At 62.7% G+C, this 13,297-nt stretch carries 13 protein-coding genes; 6 read left to right on the top strand and 7 right to left on the bottom strand.

All coding sequences use genetic code 11. The annotated features are described in order from the left end of the window. The first annotated feature begins 53 nt into the window (after positions 1-53). Positions 54-803: a FadR/GntR family transcriptional regulator gene (locus NMQ03_RS05370; protein ID WP_255174718.1), complete on the top strand. Its 750-nt coding sequence runs from the start codon at positions 54-56 to the stop codon at positions 801-803. A 26-nt stretch (positions 804-829) separates the two neighbouring features. Here NMQ03_RS05370 and NMQ03_RS21095 read toward each other — a convergent pair whose 3' ends face one another. Together NMQ03_RS21095 and NMQ03_RS05365 are read right to left on the bottom strand one after the other, a co-directional pair. After that, the gene (locus NMQ03_RS21095) at positions 830-2,038 is read right to left on the bottom strand and encodes a flavin-containing monooxygenase (protein WP_369693200.1); all 1,209 of its coding nucleotides are present in this window, start codon (positions 2,036-2,038) and stop codon (positions 830-832) included. A 60-nt stretch (positions 2,039-2,098) separates the two neighbouring features. After that, positions 2,099-2,815: a Crp/Fnr family transcriptional regulator gene (locus NMQ03_RS05365; protein ID WP_255174717.1), complete on the bottom strand. Its 717-nt coding sequence runs from the start codon at positions 2,813-2,815 to the stop codon at positions 2,099-2,101. A 114-nt stretch (positions 2,816-2,929) separates the two neighbouring features. Between NMQ03_RS05365 and NMQ03_RS05360 the strand changes: the two genes are divergently transcribed. Then, the gene (locus tag NMQ03_RS05360) at positions 2,930-3,325 is read left to right on the top strand and encodes a hypothetical protein (protein ID WP_255174716.1); all 396 of its coding nucleotides are present in this window, start codon (positions 2,930-2,932) and stop codon (positions 3,323-3,325) included. 322 nt (positions 3,326-3,647) lie between these two features. Beyond that, positions 3,648-4,163, top strand: a complete 516-nt coding sequence (locus NMQ03_RS05355; RefSeq protein WP_255174715.1) for a DUF4352 domain-containing protein — start codon at positions 3,648-3,650, stop codon at positions 4,161-4,163. Between the two features lie 719 nt (positions 4,164-4,882). Here the strand turns inward: NMQ03_RS05355 and NMQ03_RS05350 are convergent. Together NMQ03_RS05350 and hisC are read right to left on the bottom strand one after the other, a co-directional pair. Beyond that, positions 4,883-6,295 carry an amino acid permease gene (locus NMQ03_RS05350; protein WP_255174714.1) on the bottom strand — a complete coding sequence of 471 codons (1,413 nt, stop codon included), beginning with the start codon at positions 6,293-6,295 and terminating at the stop codon, positions 4,883-4,885. A gap of 44 nt (positions 6,296-6,339) precedes the next feature. Next, positions 6,340-7,449: a histidinol-phosphate transaminase gene (hisC, locus tag NMQ03_RS05345; RefSeq protein ID WP_255174713.1), complete on the bottom strand. Its 1,110-nt coding sequence runs from the start codon at positions 7,447-7,449 to the stop codon at positions 6,340-6,342. A 93-nt stretch (positions 7,450-7,542) separates the two neighbouring features. On the opposite strand from hisC, the gene NMQ03_RS05340 reads away from it, so the two are divergent. From NMQ03_RS05340 to NMQ03_RS05330, 3 genes are all read left to right on the top strand, one after another. Continuing rightward, a complete protein-coding gene (locus NMQ03_RS05340) occupies positions 7,543-8,046 on the top strand; it encodes an Lrp/AsnC family transcriptional regulator (RefSeq protein WP_255174712.1) in 504 nt (167 codons plus the stop codon). A gap of 121 nt (positions 8,047-8,167) precedes the next feature. Beyond that, positions 8,168-9,829 (top strand): thiamine pyrophosphate-binding protein, encoded by a 1,662-nt coding sequence (locus NMQ03_RS05335; protein ID WP_255174711.1) that lies wholly within the window; start codon positions 8,168-8,170, stop codon positions 9,827-9,829. 208 nt (positions 9,830-10,037) lie between these two features. Further along, complete coding sequence (locus NMQ03_RS05330; RefSeq protein WP_255174710.1) at positions 10,038-10,499, top strand: hypothetical protein; 462 nt, start codon at positions 10,038-10,040, stop codon at positions 10,497-10,499. Positions 10,500-10,643: 144 nt separating this feature from the next. Here NMQ03_RS05330 and NMQ03_RS05325 read toward each other — a convergent pair whose 3' ends face one another. The 3 genes from NMQ03_RS05325 to NMQ03_RS05315 form a co-directional block, all read right to left on the bottom strand. Continuing rightward, positions 10,644-11,387 carry a hypothetical protein gene (locus NMQ03_RS05325; protein ID WP_255174709.1) on the bottom strand — a complete coding sequence of 248 codons (744 nt, stop codon included), beginning with the start codon at positions 11,385-11,387 and terminating at the stop codon, positions 10,644-10,646. Positions 11,388-11,461: 74 nt separating this feature from the next. After that, entirely contained in the window at positions 11,462-12,220 is a 759-nt protein-coding gene (locus tag NMQ03_RS05320; protein ID WP_255174708.1) for a hypothetical protein, read from the bottom strand. A gap of 10 nt (positions 12,221-12,230) precedes the next feature. Next, on the bottom strand, positions 12,231-12,998 hold the full coding sequence (locus NMQ03_RS05315) for a VWA domain-containing protein (RefSeq protein ID WP_255174707.1): 768 nt from the start codon (positions 12,996-12,998) through the stop codon (positions 12,231-12,233). Between the last annotated feature and the right edge of the window lie 299 nt (positions 12,999-13,297).

Genomic DNA, 13,297 nt, shown 5'->3' with positions numbered 1-13,297 from the left:
CAGAATGATCCAATAAAGGGAAGGGGCCCGGCGTGGGCCGTAAAGTAGCGGTTATGACCGATCAGCTGGAGGACACCGCCGACCCCTCACGCCTGAGTGCCGGCAGGATGCCAGGGATGGAGCGCCGCAGTGCCATGGACGCCGTTCGCATGCGAATCGGGATGGCGATTTCGTTGGGGCTGCTGAAGCCGGGCGAGCGGCTGCCGGACCAGGAGGACGTGGCCCTGGGGCTTTCGGTCAGCCCGATCACGGCCCGCCGAGCGTTGGCGAGCCTGGCGGAGCAGGGCGTGGTAGTGCGGCGGCGCGGGCGGGCCGGGGGAACGTTCGTGGCGGATGCGCCGCCTGCTGATGTTTTGTCGGAGCTTTCTGCGTCACCGGCGGAGTCCCAAGCTGTGAACCGGCTGGTGGACCGGCGGTTGCTGTTCGAATGCGCGGTGACTCACTATGCAGCGGTAAATGCTTCATCTGAGCAGCTGGATGAGCTGGAGCGGCTGACCCGGGAAATGGCCGAGTCGAGCGACTGGTCCTACTACCACCGGATGGACGAGCAATTCCATCAGCTGGTGGGCACGGCATCATGCCTGGACTCCGCCGTCGAGGTTTATCACGAGACCCTCGCCGAGCTGTACGACTACTTCATCCCCTACCCCATCGAGAAGCTGCACAAGTCCAACCAGGACCACATCGCCCTAGTGGCAGCCCTTCGCGCAGGCGACGTTCAGGATGCGGTGGAGGTTTCCCGGAAGCACGTGGACATCCTTCACCGGACGATGTTTATGGGGCTGGCGAGTGGTGGAAGTTAACCACCGCTCTGGCGGCCATGGCCTGCTCAGGAAACCCTGGCCGCCAGAAAGCTTCGTACCTGGTTGGCGATGACTTCGGCATCTCTGGGAAAACCCATGAAGTTTCCCGAGGTGCGGCGTATGAGCCACCGTAAGCCGATGAACCAGATACCCGGCGCAGGCGACGTTGGTCCCTGGCGCAATGGTGCCCCGGCCGAATCTGTAAGGTCCTCCCCAAGCCAGTGGAATGCACCTTTGTAGCCCGTGCACCAAATGACACTGCTTATCCCCGCGCTCGCAAGGCGAAGTTGTCGGGGCGGGTCGATGTCGATCGCCGGTTCCGCTGGGTCGGGTTCGGCCTCTGGTACGTCAAGCCCGTGAGCTTGAATATGTGCATCTATCAAGCTTCGGATGCTCGCCGCGGAACGATCTCCGTAGGCAATGTTGGCTGCAGTGCTGTCATCGAAAGCGAGAGTCTCGCCTTGGACTGCTACGAGACGGCCCGTGAGCGTTGCTCCAGCCTTGGACAGCAGCTGCAGGCTCATGTCATGCCCGCGGGGCGCCAGCAATCCCGGTACAGCCCGGACCACGCGAGGGTCTGGCAGGTCCTCAGGGCGGTGCTCGAAGAAGCCTGCCTCGTCCAGCCAACGGGCCATGTCTCCTCCGCGATATTTTGCCGATGCGCGACCGACCGGGCACGTTGCCAGCCAAACACGTCTGCCAGCAGCCAGTAAGTCTTCAGTGATTTGGGTCCCAGACTGCGCGCTGCCAACAACAAGTACCGCTCCTTCGGGCAGATCGCCGGGGTTCCTGTAGGTTGCGGCATGGCATTGAATGACTCGAACGGGTAAGCGGCCTGCTAGGGCAGGCACACGTGGTACGTTCTCGCCGCCGCTTGCAACCACGATGCTGCGGGCTTGAAGTTCGCCGTCACTTGTGCGGAGGAGCCACCGACCGTTGTGTCGAGCCAGCCCGACGACGTCGATGCCAGCGAACACCGGCGCTTTCGAAGCCAGCTCTTCGAGGCGCTGCACCACTTCCTGTCGGCTCAGGTAGGTATCCGGTTCCTGGTCACCTAACATCGCATTCATGAACGCGGGATTGTTGACGTGAAGCGAATCCCAGCGCTGGGTCCGCCAAGTTTCACCTGGCCGCGCCCGCTCCAGAACGACGTGCTCAATGCCGAATTCCGATAGTAAGGAGCTAGCCGCGAGCCCGGCTGGGCCAGCTCCAACCACCACACAATCGATGACCATGACGCGCCTGCCTTACTAGATCTTCGAGAACTCCAGTGTGGGCCTGGATACGCTGGCCTGTCAGGAACCTATGTTCCACCGCGTCTCCTGGACCAGCCGCGCGGGGTCCAAAATGACGATGCCGGTCCGGCCAGTGTGAACTATGCCTTCATGCCGTAACTCACGCAGAATCCTCACCACAACTTCTCGCGCCGTCCCCACTGCCTCCGCGAGTTCACTCTGCGATGCCGTGACCACGAGCTCAGATTTAGGCTCCGGCCCAGCCCGGACATGTTCAGGCGCCAACTCGGAGGCCAAATCGAGCAAATGGCGGGCAACCCGTTGGCGGACGCTAGCGAAGGCGCTGCCTGGAATCTGGTAAATGAAGGTGAGGACCCGTTCGCTGAGTTCTTCGAGCAACGCAACCGCGACTTTCGGATCCTCATTTACGATTTGCCGCACGTTTTCCGGCGACAAGCTCAACAACTTTGTGGCCGTCAGCGTCTGGAGGGAAGCCGGTAGGGAGAATTCCGGGGCAAACAGCGATGCTGCGCCGAGAAGAGACCCAGACCGGCAGTAGCGGATGGTCATGGTGCGTCCGTCCGGATCTCTGACGAAGACTCTTACGACACCAGACAAAATCAGTTCCAGGTGCTGATTCGTATCGCCCTCGCGGTGCGTGACGGTACGGGCGGGCACATCTTTGCGATGGGAACCTGCGAGCAACTTGCTCAGACTTTCGGGCCCAACCTGATGAAGGTGGGAAAGTCCAATTGCCTCTAAGACGTCCGCATCCATACCCAGACCAACGTTTCGTGTGAGCTGCTAATCAGCAGCCTGTGAGTGGATGGGCAATCGGTCAATCCCGGGAGATCGTCCAGTCCGCTCCGCTAGACCCGATTTGCTCAGCGTATGGTCACCCAAATCTGGCCGCAACATCTGCCGGGAGTGAGCTCTTTCTCGTTCTACTACACCAGCCGACGAGCAGTTCGACCAACGGATGGGCACGGCGTCAGGAATGGGGCAGCCGTCGGCGTTTGTCACGAGACCCTCGCCGCTCTGTATGACTACTTCATCCCCTACCCCATCGAGAAGCTGCACACGTCGAATCGCGGCCGCACCCTGTCACGGCTTCGTCATCAGATGATGAGCTGTGGACTCTGGCAGGCTTACTATTACGGAGGGACGCTGCACCGCAGGCATCATGTCTTCTTCTGTCACGCAATTAAAGGGCAGGCAGGTTTGATTGCAACGCCTCCCCACAATATTCATGGAATTCAGCCATTGGATCAGGGCGCGTCCGCATAAACGCTTATGAACTGCGCCATGGAGCTGACATGACCCGCCAGAAAGCTGGGAGTGTACGGGCAGATCGGACTGATTACTGCCCGCGGCATAGCAAGCGGAGCGGAATGTTCACTCGATCAATTAGCACGCCACAAAGTCATAATCCAGTCACTAACTAAATGATATGTAACAACGTGAGATGATTCCCGAATCACTCATGCTAGAAAGGCACACTAGATTGAAGTTCGCAAGGTCTCTTTCCGTATTCGCACTCGCCGCAACCGCTGGCCTGGGACTTACCGCCTGCGGCGGCGCTACCAGCTCGTCACCCACGGCCCCCAGTGTGGAGTCCATTGCACCGTCCACGCCGACGCCGACCGCCGCAGGCAACAAGTCCCCGCGTGGCAACCTCATCAAGAAGCTGGGGGATCCTGCCGGTATAACCAACAAGGACGGCAAGCCCATGGTGAACTTCACCGTCAACTCGATCACGCCGGATGCGCCATGCACTGGCCCGTACCCACAGGCTCCGCAGAACGGGCACTTTGTAGTGCTCGACGTGGCGGTTGAGACGACACCGGACTTCGTGAGTTCGCAAGGTCCGCTCACGTTCGACATGGGTCCGGGCATGATGAAATTCGTTGGCAAGAACGGCACCACGTACAACGGCAACCTTGGAACTGGCCCCGCGTACACATGCCTGCCTGACACTCAAATGCTCTCAGCCAATGGCCGGGGGATAGGGCCGGCTGAAAAGGTCACCGGCAAGGTTGTTCTCGACGTGCCGGATACCACGGGCACGCTGATCTACACCAACTACCTGATTAGCAACATCGGCGGCTGGGAATACAACTTCTAACGTCGGAGCACCCGCAGCAGCGGGCGCAGGTCGATCCGCCCACCGCCCATTACTCACACCCGGAGCACGACCCCCAACACTGGCCAACCGTCCGCTGGTGGTCCGGGAGTCCTGCGCGCAAAAAAGCGCGGCGGGATTTATCAAGAAGCACGGCCTGACCCTGAGCCTCGTTGTGTTGGGGTCGTAGTTGCCGGGAGCCTGGGCGTGGGTATCGACCACGTCACTGACGGCACACCATCATCCTGCAAGGAGACTCTGGCTGCCGCCAATGAGGGCTTGAGCCTGCCAAAGGATGTCATCGGGTATTCGCGCGATGCCATTAAGGCGGCGACGGCCAGGAGCTACAGACTGAATGAGCGAAGCCACGGACGACATGAAGGACGTGAGCAGGAAGCTCCATCCTGTAGCCGCGCGGTCCAAGTCCAGCAGTAGCAAGTGCCCAGGCGACGACTGACATGAAGCCGGGGAGCGGTCGTATTTACACCCTTTGGGGTGCGGCCGCTCCCCTTTAGCGTCCGGAAGCTGCGCGCCGTAAGGAAGGAACGACGGGCTTCGGCGCGTCGCAAGCAACAGGACCCCTGCTACAAATGGGAAGGGTCCGGACAGCGGCTAAGGTCGGGCGGCCGGAATGCAAGGGCAGTCAGCGCAGCTACCTGGCAATAATTGCAAAGTGGCGCGCCCGGCCAAAGCCGGACGCGCCCTCGGGTGGCCGATCTGGTTCAGTCGACGAGTACCGGGGACTTGGCACTGTCGGCAGTTTCGGAAACGGGCGCAGGATCCCGTTTCCAGTGATTCACCCAGCAAGCCCCGGCCAGCAGCGCCACCAGGGCGAACGTGCTCAGCAACTGCTGCCGCGACTCCTCGCCGATGAAGCCCACCGTAAAGATTGCCGCGAGGATGAGCAGGCCAAGGCCTGTGAGCCACGGGAAGCCGGGCATCCGCAGCGGAAGCTCTGATCCCTCGCGGTCGGCGCGGAGGCGCAGCGCGAGCTGGGCCAGGAGCGCGGACGTCCACACCAGCAGGCACGTCGAACCCACGATGTTCAGCAGAACGCCAAGCACCATCTCGGGGAAGGCCAGCTCAAGCACCACTGTGACCACACCGAAGGCCACGCTGGCCAGGACCGCCACCACCGGAACCCGGGCCTTGGACACCGAAGCGAGCCACCGCGGCGCCTCGCCCCGCTCGGCCAGGGAGAACGCCATCCGGGAAGCACCGTAGAGGTTGGCGTTCAGCGCTGAGAGCAGTGCTGCGACGGCCACCAGTGTGATGGCGGTGGCCGCACCGGGCATGCCGGCGGCGTCCAGCACCGCAGCGAAGGGGCTCTTCAGTCCCGCTGAACCCACGGGCACCACAGCAGCGATCACGAAGATGGCGCCGATGTAGAACACCAGGATGCGCCACAGGACCGTCCGGACCGCCTTCTTCACGCTGCGGACCGGCTCCGCCGTCTCAGCTGCAGCCACGGATACGATCTCGGTGCCGCCGAACGCGAATGCCACCACGAACAGCGCCGTCGCAATCCCGCCGAACCCGTTGACCGCGAAGCCCTCCCCCGTGAAGTTGCTCAGGCCCGGCGACTGCACGCCCGGCACCCAGCCAAACAGCAGCGCAAAGCCCACCAGCAGGAACCCGACGATCGCCGCCACCTTCAGCAGGGCGAACCAGAACTCGAACTCGCCGAAGTTCTTCACGCTGGTCAGGTTCACGGCGGTGAGCACCACGATGAACACGAAGGCCATCAGCCACACCGGCAGGGCCGGGAAGATGGTGGCGAGCAGACCGGCCGCCCCGAGCGCCTCGGCCGCGATGACCACGACGAGCTGGATCCACCAGAGCCAACCGACCGTGGCGCCGGCCACCGGCCCGTACGCCTTGGCCGTGTAGACGGAGAAGGCGCCGCTGTCCGGGTTAGCGGCGGCCATCTCGCCGAGCGCCCACATCACCAGGATGATCAGCGTGCTTACCACGAGGTAGGAGAGCAGCACCGCCGGGCCGGCGGCCTGGATGCCGGCGCCGGAGCCGATAAACAGGCCCGCGCCGATGGCGCTGCCCAGGCCCATCATGGTGAGCTGCCGGGGTTTGAGGGCCGCGCCGAGGGCGCGGGCAGACGTCTTTGTCTGGTGTTCCATGGGGATTCCTCTTACTTGGTAGGTGGAACGGAATGGGAAAAGAGTCAGAGAATTGCCAGGGCCGCGTGGGCTGCGAGGAGCCGGAGCACGCGATCGTTGGAGGCGGGGTCGGCCACGGTGATCCGCACGCCGTCACCCTGGTACGCCCGGACCATGATGCCGACGGCATCGAACGCCTCCACCAGCAAGGCCAGAAGCGGGGCGTCGGCGCGGATCCACAGGAAGTTCCCCTGGCTCGGCTGCAGCCTCCAGCCCTGGACCTCGAGCTCCGCGGCCATCCGGGCGCGCTCCCGCTTCACCAGGGAAACCCGGGCTGCCATCTCCTCCCCCGCGTCCAGCGACGCGATGGCGGCCTTCTGCGCCAGCGCGCTCACGGCGAACGGCAGGGCGGTGCGCCGCAGACCTTCGGCGATTGCCGCCGTCGTAATGGCGTACCCGACGCGCAGGCCGGCGAGCCCGTACGCCTTGGAGAAGGTGCGCAGGATGCAGACGTTCGGGTACCGGCGGTAGAGCGCCAGGGAGTCGGGGCCGCTGCCGGCGTCGGCGTACTCCACGTAAGCCTCGTCGATCACCACCAGGACGTCGGAGCGGACGGACTGCAGGAAGGCCTCGAGGCGGTCATGGCTGATGGGTACGCCGGTGGGGTTGTTGGGGGTGCAGAGCAGGATCACCCTGGTGCGGCCGGTGACGGCGGCGGCCATGGCATCCAGGTCGTGGCCCTCGGCGTCGTCCAGCGGGACGCGGACCGGCCGGGCGCCGGCCAGCTCCACCAGGATGGGGTACGCCTCGAAAGAGCGCCATGCGAACACCACCTCGTCCCCGGCGTCGCACAGTCCGGTGATGATCTGCTGCAGGACGCCCACGCTGCCGGGCCCCACCGCCACCTCCTCCGCGGTGACGCCCACATGCCGGGCGATCCGTTCGCGGAGTTCGACGGCGGCCATGTCCGGGTAGCGGTTCATCCTGCCGGCCGCCGCGGCCACCGCGGCGGTGGCGGCGGGCAGGGGCTCGTAGTGGCTTTCGTTGCTGGCGAGGGCGGCGATGTCCGCGCCGAGGCTGCGCCGGCCCGGGACGTAGGCCGGCAGGCCGGTCACCGCGGCACGCAGCGCGGGCAGCGCGGTGGCGGGTGCGGCCAGGAGTTGTTCAGGGGTCATGGAGACTGATCATGGAAGTGACCCGGACCACAATGCAAGATACGCTTTTGTGCTTGGGACTTCTGCTCAACTTCTAATACCTCTGGTGAAAATATGACCATCACGGCCTCCCGTACACTCGATTCGCTCGACGGCAGGATCATCCTTGCCCTGGACAAGGACCCCGAAGCCAGCGCCCTGGCACTCTCCCGGACGCTCGGCGTCGCCCGCAACACCGTTCACGCCCGGCTGGCGCGGCTGGAGCGCAGCGGCGCGCTCCGCTCCTTCAGCCGCAGGCTGGACCCCGCCGCGCTCGGCTACGAGCTGATGGCCTTCCTCTCCCTGTCGATCAGCCAGACCCGGACGGGCTCGGTGGAGGACGGGCTCGCCGCGATCCCGGAGGTGATCGAAGTGCACGCCACCACCGGCGACGCGGACCTCATGGCCAAGGTGGTGGCCCGCGGCACCGCCGACCTCTACCGCATTACCAACGAGATCCTGGAGATCGAGGGAATCGAGCGGACCAGCACGGCCATATCGATCCTGGAACTCATGCCGCCTCGGTACGACGGGCTGATCAGCCGACTGTCGGAGCAGGAATCCACCGCATCCAGCTAACTCAGGGTGATGCGCGCCATAGTTGGGCGTTTTGGCAGTTCTCTTGTTCTCTTGTTGCCAAAAGTCCCAGCCGCATTCCGGTGTGTTGCCGATCCTGAGGCCTGCGTCACAGTATTCCTGCATGACTTCACTTACCGTCTCCGGCCGCGTGGCACAGGTTCTCAGCAGCTACGTCAGCGACGTCTTCGGCGTCATGGGCAACGGCAACGTCTACTTCCTGGACGCCGCGGAGCAGCAGGGCCTGCGCTTCACCCCGGTCCGGCACGAGGGCGCCGCCATCGCCGCGGCCGACGCCTACTACCGCACCTCGGGACGGCTCGCCGCCGGCACCACCACCTACGGGCCCGGCTACACCAACGCGCTCACCGCACTGGCCGAGGCCGTCCAGGCGCAGATCCCCGTCGTACTGGTCACCGGCGACGCCCCCACCACCGGCGCCCGGCCGCAGGACGTGGACCAGGCTGCCATCGCCGCCGGCCTCGGCGCGGCCACCTTCACCGTCACCCGCGACGCCGCGGGCGCCATCACCCGGCAGGCGGTGGAGTACGCACTCACCCGGCGCACCGCCGTCGTGATTGCCATCCCCTATGACCTCGCGGCACTCGAGGCCGAGGACCAGGACCTTCCGGCGCCGGCACCCAAGGGAACGCACGACGGCGGCACGGACCTTGGGCAGGTGGCCCGCCTGCTCGCCGGGGCCAGGCGCCCGCTGATCCTCGCCGGCCGCGGCGCGCACCTCGCCGGCGCCGGCCCGGAACTCCGCGAACTCGCCGACCGGCTCGGCGCACTGACCGCCGGAACCGCCCTGGCGCTCAACCTCCTCAATGGCGAGGGGTACCTGGGCGTCGCGGGCGGTTTCGGCACCGACACCGCGGCCGGGCTCATGGGCGAGGCCGACGTGGTCCTGGTGGCCGGCGCCAGCCTGAGCCCGTTCACTATGCGGTTCGGGCACCTGCTGGGCCCGGATGCGACGGTTATTCAGATCGACACCGCGGTTGAGCCGACGAATCCGCGGGTTGATGCGTTTGTTCAGGCTGATGTGAAGGCCGCAGCTTCCCGGCTGTTGTCTCTGCTTGATGGTGTGGCTGCTGGCGAAGCGTGGCGTTCGGAAGGCGCCAAGCGTCTTGCTGCGGGACCGGATCACTCCCCCGGATCCGCCGAGACGGTGGACGGCCGGCTGGACCCGCGCGCCCTCGCCTCCGCACTCGACGCCCTGCTGCCGGAGCGACGCACTGTGGTGCAGGACGGCGGCCACTTCATCGGGTGGGCGCCCATGTACTGGAACATCCCGCGGCCGCAGGACCTAGTGATGGTGGGGACGGCGTTCCAGTCGATCGGTCTGGGGCTGGCGAGTGCCGTCGGGGCAGCCCGCGCGGTGGAGGAAGGCCGCACCCTGGTGCTGGCCTCCGGCGACGGCGGGTTCCTGATGGGCCTGTCGGACCTCGAATCGCTGATCGGCTCGGCCCGCAGCGCAATCGTGGTGATTTACAACGACGCCGCTTACGGGGCGGAGATCCACCAGTACGGCTCCCAGGGCCTGACCGAAAAGCCCATGCTGATCCCTGAGGTGGACTTCAGCGGTGTTGCGCGGGCGTTGGGTGCGCAGTCTGCTGTCATCCGGTCGCTGTCTGATCTGACTGCGCTGCAGGACTGGATCGACGCCGGCGCCCAAGGAACCTTCGTGGCCGACTGCCGGATCACGTCCAGCATCCGGGCTCCGTGGCTGACGGAGTGGATGAAAGCGTCCCAGGCTGCGAAAGCGGCTGTGGGCGCAGCGGGTTAAGGGGACGCAAGGTGAGGGGCCGCCAGGATGGCTTTACAAAAAGGTCACCAGATAGACCTTGGCCTCCGCTGGCAAAGCTTCAACGTCTCTTGAAGAACCTTTTGCGCTGCCCAAATCGCCTGAGCAGCAATCTTGGCTGGATGACCTGTCCTGCCAAGGAGGTGCGTCAGTCGGCATATGATTCTCGATGCATCATTCAATTCTTTTTATGGGGGAATCCTTGAAGAAGTCCATCGCATCTATTGCGCTCGTTTCCGTTCTTGCCCTGACCGGATGCAGCGGAACGGGCAACACAGCAGCCGGTGCTGCCGACTCCAAAGCGACGCAGGAGGCTCCGAAGGTCCCTGACCTAATCGGCTCATGGAAGCAGAGCAACCCGAGCAGCGAAAAGTCGTACCAGCAGGCCACTGTCACGGCTGACAAGATGACTATCGAGTGGGTTTCCGACGGCGGCAATACGACTTCGATCTACTGGATCGGAACGTTCGTAAGCCCAACTAGTGCGAACGAGCCCTACAGTTGGACTTCAACGCGGGATGTTGAGGCCACCAAGTCATCCCTCCTCGCATCCAGTGACGCGACGAAGGAATTCAAGTACGAGGGCGGCACTATCAGTTACAAGGTCAGCGCGTTGGGAACCACTACGACCGTGAACCTCAAGAAGAACTGACGCCTGCACGATAGCAAGCCCCTGCAGGACAGCACCTGCAGGGGCAGCCACTGAGCCATCTCAAGCCCTGGCGCGTGCCGCCGTCGTTCGCTCTGCCAACTAATGCGCAGACGAGATGACTAGATCATTCCTCACCGGGAGTGCTCAAGCATGCCAAGCGATCGCGTTCCGGATGAATGAGGCAACGCGCTGCACAGAAGCATTGGCAGAATGGCGCCCCACGCCGTATTTGGCCGCAGCTTCGCGAACGCGTTCATCCAGGTCCGGCCAGGATATCCAGCAAAAGACCTCCTGAATCCGCTCCATAAGTTCCGATTCGGAAGGAAGCGCTGGGTCACCAAGGCGCTCTAGGACGGGGCCAAGGAACCGACCAACAGCTTCCGCAATTCCGAGTTGGCCATTCCCCTTGACACGGATGGGCGGTGCGACACCCAAAAGCAGGAGTAGTGGGACAGCACCTTCGGCTCGAGACATGAGAGTGATGTACTCGCGGGCCAGTTGTTCGGGCTGAAAACTGCCATATCGAATCCGTTTGGCTTCAACCAAGGTGTATGTGCTCGGAGTCTTGAAGATGGCGTCGGGCTGAACCACCAGCTTTGGCTTACCGCCGCTTGCACTGGGGCTGAAGTCACCCGGCAGGAAGTGCATTTGCAGTTCCTCCACCTCTGCGGCAAGTTTGCTGCGCGCGGCGTCGGCCCCGGACGCCGCGCCGACAACGGCAGCGAGGAATTCGGTTCTGGGCAAGAAATCCAATCCGATCAGCACTTCCGCGGTGAGGACATTTTCGCGACCTTGCCCGTCGGCGCGATAGTCTTTGGCTTTCTCCCAAGATATTTCTTCGAGAAGCTTTCCCACGATTGAACTGGATGCGGTGGATGAAGTTTCCAAGAGTTCTCCTTCGAGGCCAAAGTGATGGTTCCGGAGACACGAAATCGGCCAGTCGCAGTAGCCGGACGGGAACGCTATTCGCAGACCTCAATTTGAGGGCAGTTTTCGGTGACCCATTTGGCCATCCGGCGTCCGCGCCCTGCGATGAAATTCAGCGAGGCCTCCCGGTACGTGACATATTCCGCCGTTGTCGCCGGAGTTCCTGGTCGCCTGAAGTTGTCGAACGGAAGGAAGAACTCGACCTCGTCGAAGCCAGGAGTAACCAGGTCCTGGAAATGGAAGAACTCCACGAACTCCTGAAACCCGTCGAAAAGTTCGAAGAAATCAGCGTAGGCAGCGATGACATCTGCGAGCGGGCTGTCCGACTCCCCCGCGTAATGACGCCGAATGCATTCAAGGGTGAGGTCGATGCGGTCAGCGATGCGCGGGCGCAACCCCCGTGCCGTGTTCATCGTGGGAAGGTCCCTCGACCTGACAGGCCAAATCATCGCACTGCCGATGCTGTACTCCGGGTGCAGATAACGAGACTTCTGTTCCGAGTCCAGACCGGCGACAGCGCTAACCAGAGCCTTCGGACGTAGCCAGGTGCTGTAGGAGTTCGTGATGGCGTCGCTGCCGTACCAGTGGCTGACCCCGGAAGGATCGGTAAAGATTAGGTAGCCGTTCCGACGCACGGACGGTGCTATCGGGGCGAACAGGATGCCGGAGTTCAACTTCTTCGTCCACAGCAGCTGATGATGCATCCGGAGCCTAGGGCTATCCCTGTCGGCGTCCGGCTTGGTCTTCGCTGGCTTGTCGAATTTGTAGTCGAAGGAAGTGTCAAAGTGACCCATACTGGAGTCCTCATTTAAGCAGCCGCTTGGCACGTGCTTCATCGAGCCACTCCGGGAACTCTTGCAACATCTTCTTGAACAGCAGGCTGTCGCTGATTGCATCAACGTCTCCGATGGGCTCGTAGTTGGCGTTATCCACGAAGCGTTGCTTCATGTCATCCAGTTTTTCGAGGAATGCGATCGACCTCCTGCCAATTGACAGGAACTTCCAAAAGATCGGTGCCGTGGAAACTTCCGTCAGGGCCTGGATGGCAGCATCCTTGCTGTCTGGGGCACCATCTGTCAGGAACAGCGCGAAGACAGGGATGTCGGAAGGTGAAGCTGTTGGGTTTCCTACCGCGGCCGGTCCTTTGAGCAGACCGAACAAACCCCTTTTCGGAAGGGGCTGGGGCGCGAAACCAAAATGCTCCCTGACAGTGAGGAACGCATGCGCGTAGTTGGTACTACCCATGCTCCGACCGCGGGTGAGGCGGTCAACCGAACCAGGAAAATCACCGATGCTGATCTCACCCAAGTAGGAGGCCTTGGTGTCGAAAACGAAGAAATCGATGGCCCCATCGTCGTCGAACTGTGTGGCCAAGGCCAGCACTTTTTCTACCAGGCGTTGCATGGCACCGGACCTGTAAACCGCTGCCATCGAGCCCGAGAAGTCGAGAACTACCGCAACCTTTGCTTTCTGCCCGTTGAGACCGGAGGTATCGACAGCTTCATACGCTGTCTTAGCCAGAGAAAGAAGACCGGGCGCCTCGGTGCTGATTTTTTCGAGGGAAAGGGCCATGACAAATCCTTTTTTTGATTCGGAAACACCGCTGCGGTCATTCCCGGCATGATCAAAGCTTTATGAGTGGATGCAACCGGAATCTATCTCATCCGTGCAAGTAGCCAACTCAAGATGCACGTTCGTTCCTAGCAGCACGATTTGACATTACACGCTAAATATTCTCGTGGTCGCCTCAAACACAAATTTTTTTCGGCAACAGCGAGACTTAGTAAGTAGCCTGATATTGATCCTCAAGTTTCCATCAAGGACCACCAAAGATTGTCCCAGTTCTAACAAAGGAAGCGGAAATCAGCATG

The sequence above is a fragment of the Arthrobacter sp. DNA4 genome, assembly GCF_024362385.1.
Taxonomy (GTDB): Bacteria; Actinomycetota; Actinomycetes; order Actinomycetales; family Micrococcaceae; genus Arthrobacter.
Note: the sequence above shows the minus strand (reverse complement) of the source record. Positions and strands in the feature narration are given on the sequence as shown.